7 protein-coding genes and 1 pseudogene are annotated in these 5,741 nt (G+C 66.6%); 2 read left to right on the top strand and 6 right to left on the bottom strand.

The features are described from left to right. Positions 1 to 392, bottom strand: a pseudogene (locus tag RMO30_RS10550) (hypothetical protein); the annotation flags it as partial. A gap of 21 nt (positions 393 to 413) precedes the next feature. On the opposite strand from RMO30_RS10550, the gene RMO30_RS10545 reads away from it, so the two are divergent. Next, positions 414 to 1,283, top strand: a complete 870-nt coding sequence (locus RMO30_RS10545) for an acyl-CoA thioesterase II (protein WP_309713054.1) — start codon at positions 414 to 416, stop codon at positions 1,281 to 1,283. On the opposite strand, the gene RMO30_RS10540 is transcribed toward RMO30_RS10545, so the two are convergent. The 4 genes from RMO30_RS10540 to RMO30_RS10525 all read right to left on the bottom strand — a co-directional run bounded on the left by RMO30_RS10540 (position 1,280) and on the right by RMO30_RS10525 (position 4,509). Then, on the bottom strand, positions 1,280 to 1,762 hold the full coding sequence (locus RMO30_RS10540; protein WP_309713051.1) for a thioesterase family protein: 483 nt from the start codon (positions 1,760 to 1,762) through the stop codon (positions 1,280 to 1,282). The two genes, RMO30_RS10545 and RMO30_RS10540, sit on opposite strands and share 4 nt — an antisense overlap. A 9-nt stretch (positions 1,763 to 1,771) precedes the next feature. After that, the gene (locus tag RMO30_RS10535; protein ID WP_309713048.1) at positions 1,772 to 2,191 is read right to left on the bottom strand and encodes a hypothetical protein; all 420 of its coding nucleotides are present in this window, start codon (positions 2,189 to 2,191) and stop codon (positions 1,772 to 1,774) included. 125 nt (positions 2,192 to 2,316) lie between these two features. Next, the gene (ettA, locus tag RMO30_RS10530) at positions 2,317 to 3,999 is read right to left on the bottom strand and encodes an energy-dependent translational throttle protein EttA (protein ID WP_309713046.1); all 1,683 of its coding nucleotides are present in this window, start codon (positions 3,997 to 3,999) and stop codon (positions 2,317 to 2,319) included. Between the two features lie 51 nt (positions 4,000 to 4,050). Continuing rightward, complete coding sequence (locus tag RMO30_RS10525; RefSeq protein WP_309713043.1) at positions 4,051 to 4,509, bottom strand: DUF6993 domain-containing protein; 459 nt, start codon at positions 4,507 to 4,509, stop codon at positions 4,051 to 4,053. Positions 4,510 to 4,607: 98 nt separating this feature from the next. Here RMO30_RS10525 and RMO30_RS10520 point away from each other — a divergent pair, with 98 nt between their 5' ends. After that, positions 4,608 to 4,787: a hypothetical protein gene (locus RMO30_RS10520; protein WP_309713041.1), complete on the top strand. Its 180-nt coding sequence runs from the start codon at positions 4,608 to 4,610 to the stop codon at positions 4,785 to 4,787. Between the two features lie 64 nt (positions 4,788 to 4,851). Here RMO30_RS10520 and RMO30_RS10515 read toward each other — a convergent pair whose 3' ends face one another. Next, positions 4,852 to 5,349 carry a single-stranded DNA-binding protein gene (locus RMO30_RS10515; RefSeq protein ID WP_309713038.1) on the bottom strand — a complete coding sequence of 166 codons (498 nt, stop codon included), beginning with the start codon at positions 5,347 to 5,349 and terminating at the stop codon, positions 4,852 to 4,854. Between the last annotated feature and the right edge of the window lie 392 nt (positions 5,350 to 5,741).

Genomic DNA, 5,741 nt, shown 5'->3' with positions numbered 1-5,741 from the left:
AGGCCAGCGGCGTGAAGTGGTGTCTGCAGCACCCGGGTTGCGCCCATGTGGTCACAGAGCCGGGCGCGACCGCCCTCGGTGCCGCCCTCCTCCATCGGCAAACCGACCCTGGGAGCGCCCTCAGCTTGTGCGCGCTCGATGCGCTGCAGAAGCGAACGCACCGGCACGACCGCATCGAAGGTGGCTGCCTCGCTCAACGCGAGGGTGCGCAAGCCGAGTACGGTTGCGCTCTCGTCGAGCAGACCGGCCGGCGCGAACACCGAACAGTAGACGGCGAGCACGCCCGAACCTGCAATCAGGCGCACGGAACCCTCCTCGACTCGCGCGGCACGCGACAGGTAGACCTGGAGATCATCGAGGGAGGGAGCATCGGCGAGAGTAAAGGTGCTCATGCGACTCCTAAACTACAACCCGTGAGCGATCCCTTGGCGGGGTTCCTGGCCGCCCTTGACCTGACCGATACCGGAGCGCGCACTCGGGAAGACATTTTCACCGGTCCGAGCCAGTGGATGCCGGGTGGGCGGGTGTTCGGCGGGCAGGTTCTCGCGCAGGCACTCGTCGCCGCGACCCGCACGGTTCCCGAGGAGCGCGTCGTGCATTCGATGCACGGCTACTTCCTGCGACCGGGGGATGTCGAGCAGCCGATCACCTTCTCGGTCGACCGCATCCACGACGGCCGGTCGTTCTCGACCCGCCGCACGCAGTGCTACCAGAGCGGCGAACCGATCCTGTCGATGATCGCGTCGTTCCAGGATCGCGACCCGGGGCTCGAGCACTCCACGCCGATGCCGGAAGGGGTCCCCGATCCGGAGTCGCTGCCGAGCACCGCCGACGTGCTCGGCGGCTCCGATCATCCGGTCGCGAAGTTCTGGTCGACGCAACCCGCATTCGACATCCGCCACGTTCAACAGCCCGTGTACTTTCCCGGGGACGGCGAGCGCTCGCCACGGCAGGCGGTCTGGATGAAGGCGATCGGCAAACTGCCCGACGACCCCAACCTGCACCGTGCGGCTCTCGCCTACGCGAGCGACTACTCGATTCTCGAGCCGATCATGCGGGCTCACGGCGTTTCGTGGGGCACGCCGGGGCTGAAGGCGGCGAGCCTCGACCACGCGATGTGGTGGCACCGCGACGGGCGCGTCGATGAGTGGCTGCTCTACGAACAGGAGTCGCCCGTCGCCCTCGGCGGTCGCGGCCTGTCGTTCGGCCGCATCTTCTCGCGCGATGGGATGTTGCTCGCGACCGTCGCCCAGGAGGGCATGGTGCGCGTTCCGACGGCCTAGGGGCGCTTGGTGAAAGCGACCGGGGGGCCGAGGTGGGATGCCCATGCCTCGCGCTCCCGGTCGGTGATGCGACGCGGTCGACCGGATGCGGCATCCACGAGCACGATCGTCGTCGCCGCCTTCGCGAACAGCGTCTGCGCCCCGTCGCCCTCGGGAGAGTGCACTTCGTAGCAGACGTCGAGGCTCGCCCCACCGAGGCGGCCGATCCAGAGCTGCACGTCGAGCGGCTCCCGCAGGTACGGGATCGGCGCGAGGTACTCCACCTCCTGCCGGGCGACGAGGGTGATCGTATCGGCGTCGCGGGTGTCGGCGATCGGTGCTTCGGCGTCGTTCACCCCCTCGACCCGCAGGTCACCGGCGCCCCAGAACACCGAGATGCGTGACTCTTCCAGGAGCGTCAGCATCGCGGCGTTGTTGACGTGGCCGTAGGCGTCGAGGTCGTTCCAGCGCAGCCGGATCGGAACATGGATGCGGGACATCACTCCACGCTAGCGCGGCGGCGCGATCATCCGACCCGTGAACACCGCCGCCACCGCAACGAGCGGATGCATCAGCATGAGCGCCACCACTCCGACGGTCGTCGTGCCCGGGATAGACCCTGTGACGAGCAACGCGATGTCGGGGATCACCGACAGCCCGACCAGCACCGGCACGACGACCCGAAGCAGGCGGGCCGAACGCGCGACGAACCGGACGACCAGAACCCAGCCGCCGAGCGCCGCGAGAGTTCCAATAATCGCGTACGGCAGGTACGCGGCGGGCTGCAACGGCCCGAAGTCGGGTTCGGCTCCGAGCGCGATGGCGGCGAGCGACACGAGAGTAGTCGCGGTGGCGACGACCACGAGTGCAGCGAGCACGAGAACGGCGGTACGACCCCGCGGGGGGGCCTGAACGGATTGGACGGTCATGAGGGCTCCTTCGAAACGAATCGGATGCACTCGAATCTAGGGACGGCCGCGGCCGCGCGAATCCCCTCCCGGGAGTACCGCGGTTAGTCCCTGCGGCGTATGCGCCGAGCCGCGTCGTGTCAACTTCAGTCGCGCGTCAGGCGGCGGTGGGTCGCGCGGTGCGGGGCGGCGGCTTCGGGACCGAGGCGCTGGATCTTGTTCTCTTCGTACGACTCGAAGTTGCCCTCGAACCAGTACCAGTTGGCCGGATCCTCATCGGTACCCTCGTACGACAGGATGTGCGTCGCGATGCGGTCGAGGAACCACCGATCGTGGGTGATGACCACCGCACAACCGGGGAATTCGAGCAGCGCGTTCTCGAGGCTCGACAGCGTTTCGATGTCGAGGTCGTTGGTGGGCTCGTCGAGCAGCAGCAGGTTGCCGCCCTCTTTGAGGGTGAGCGCGAGGTTGAGGCGGTTGCGCTCGCCACCGGAGAGCACACCCGCCTTCTTCTGCTGATCGGGCCCCTTGAAGCCGAACTTCGACACGTACGCGCGCGACGGCACCTCGGTCTTGCCGATGACGATGATGTCGAGCCCGTCGGAGACGACCTCCCACAACGTCTTGTTCGGGTCGATGTTCGAGCGGGTCTGGTCGACGTAGCTGATCTTGACCGTCTCGCCGATCTTCAGGTCGACCCCGTCGATCGGCTCGAGCCCGACGATCGTCTTGAACAGTGTCGTCTTGCCGACACCGTTCGGACCGATCACTCCGACGATGCCGTTCGGCGGCAGCGTGAACGAGAGCCCGTCGATGAGCACCCGATCGTCGAAGCCCTTCTTCAGGTTCTTCGCCTCGATGACGACCTGGCCGAGACGCGGGCCCGGCGGAATCTGGATCTCGTCGAAATCGAGCTTCTTGGTGCGGTCGGCCTCAGCGGCCATCTCTTCGTAGCGGGCGAGTCGGGCCTTCGACTTCGTCTGACGACCTTTCGCGCTGCTGCGCACCCACTCGAGCTCGTCCTTCAGACGCTTCGCGAGCTTCTGATCCTTCTTGCCCTGGATGTCGAGACGCTCGGCCTTCTTTTCCAGGTACGTCGAGTAGTTGCCTTCGTAGCCGATGAGTCGGCCACGGTCGACTTCGGCGATCCACTCGGCGACGTTGTCGAGGAAGTACCGATCGTGGGTGATCGCGATGACGGCACCGGGGTACGACTTGAGGTGCTGCTCAAGCCAGAGCACACTCTCGGCGTCGAGGTGGTTGGTGGGCTCGTCGAGCAGCAGCAGGTCGGGCTTCTGCAGCAATAACTTGGTGAGCGCGACGCGGCGCTTCTCACCACCGGAGAGCTGCGGGATGCTGGCGTCCCCGGGCGGCGTACGGAGGGCATCCATCGCCTGCTCGAGCTGGGAGTCGAGGTCCCACGCGTCGGCCGTGTCGATGTCTTCCTGCAGGTGACCCATCTCGGCGAGCAACGTGTCGAAGTCGGCATCCGGCTCACCCATCGCGAGCGAGATTTCGTTGAACCGGGCGATCTTGCCCATGATCGGCCCGACACCCTCCTGCACGTTCTCGAGAACGGTCTTCGACTCGTCGAGCACCGGCTCCTGCATGAGGATGCCGACGGTGAAGCCGGAGGTCAGCGTCGCTTCGCCGTTCGACGGGGTGTCGAGCCCGGCCATGATCTTCAGGATCGTCGACTTACCGGCGCCGTTCGGGCCGACCATGCCGATCTTCGCGCCCGGCAGGAACGCCATGGTGACGTCGTCGAGGATGAGTTTTTCGCCGACCGCTTTGCGGGCGCGCACCATCGAGTAGATGTATTCGGCCATGCGCTCCAGCTTAGGAGCGGTCACCACCCGTGCCGGACGACGCTCGCTCGGCTACCAGTCGATGGGGCGGGTGGCGCCGACGAGGCAGCGGCCGGTGCTCAACAGTTCGGCGGTCGTCGAGGCGTAGCCGATGTTGCCGTATTGCCCGATCAGGCAGGTGCCGTTGAGGCGGACGGCGAACTGGATGTTGTCGGCCGCGATGTTGATCGCAGTCGTGTCGGGGGTGACTTCCAGGTCGGACTTCGGGTAGCCGGCCGACACGAGGTTGTCGATGAATGCCCTTCCGTCGAGCGTTCCCCCAGCCTCGATCAGCTCGGTGTTGATGAAGTCGAAGAAGGCATGGTTGTCGGTCGCCGACCCGTCGAGGTCGATCTCTGGGTCGACGGGCGGCGTGGTCTCGTCGAACGTCGAGGTCGGGGTCGGCTTCGGCGCATCGACGCACCCAGCGAGCGTCAACGTCAGCACGGCGAACGCTGCGACGGCGCCCGCGCGCAGGAGGCTGCTCGGCATTCCGACTCCCCGTTCCGACCCGCCAGCTGCCGCGGGTCGTGACGATTCTACGGCGCGGCGGTGGAGGTAGCCTCGAGACGACGGAGCGGAGGGTCGAGATGGCGATTGACGTGCGGGGCTACAGCTACTTCATCGAGCGTCGCGACGACAAGAAGTGGGTAGCGACCGTCGCCGAGTACCCCGACCTGAGCGGGGTCTCCCGCATTCATAACCGAGCACTCAACGAGCTCTATGCCGCCGTCGAGGCCGAGGTCGTGCGACGCTACCAAGCCGGCTAGCCGATCCCGCGAGCGCCCCAGAAGCAGCCGAACCTGCTGAAGTCCCTCGGCCTCAACTGACGTTTCAGAACGGCACGGGCAGTTCGCTCGGGTGCTTGGCTCGCTGTTCGGCGAGTTCGTCCATCGTCGGCTCCGGCGCATCCGGAACCTCGGGGATCTGTTCCGCCGCTGCGGCGCTCTCGGCAGTGTCGGGTGCTGCCGTTGCCGCGGGAGTGCGGGTGAACACCGAGGTGCCGAACGTGAGGTCGTGGCCGAGGCTGTCGGCATCCACCTCGATGGTCGTGCCGGTCTTCTCGTCGGTGGCCCACTCCCGGATGCGCAACCGGCCGGTGACGATCACCCGCTGACCCTTCAGGATCGAGCCGATCGCGTTGGCGGCGAGCGACCGGAAGGCGGTCACGGTGTACCAGTTGGTGTCGGCATCCACCCACTTCTGTTCCGTGCGGTCGTACTTGCGTTGGGTGGAGGCGAGGCGGAACGAGGTGATCTGCAGCTGCTCGCTCGTGACAATGTGCTTGGGCGGGGTGGCGACGATGCCCGTGAGAGTGATGGTGTCTGACATCCGAGTTCTCCTAATCGTGAAGGTGGACTCGGATGCCGGCACCCACTCGTGCCGTGGAGGGGCGGCCGGCATCCGATCGCCCCACTCTCGCCACCGCACGCAGACACGACGACGCCCGGCACGCGATCTGCGGAACGCGGCCGGGCGTCAGGCCCTGGGAAGGACCCAGGTTGGGAAGGACAGCCTCGCTGCTGCCCGTCGGATGGTGGGTAGCGGATCAGTGTTCGCGGTACTCCGGCCAGTCGGTGCCGGACGCAAGTGTTGCGTGGAGGGCACTCTTCGCGACATCCAGCGTCGGATACTCGCGCTCCTCGGAGCCGTCAAGCATCTTCAGCAGGAAGCCGCCGTCGGTGCGGTGGATGGAGCCGAGGGCTCCGGCCGAACCGAAAGCA

Source organism: Pseudolysinimonas sp., assembly GCF_031389465.1.
Lineage (GTDB): Bacteria > Actinomycetota > Actinomycetes > Actinomycetales > Microbacteriaceae > Pseudolysinimonas_A.
This window is presented reverse-complemented; position numbering and strand designations above follow the sequence as displayed.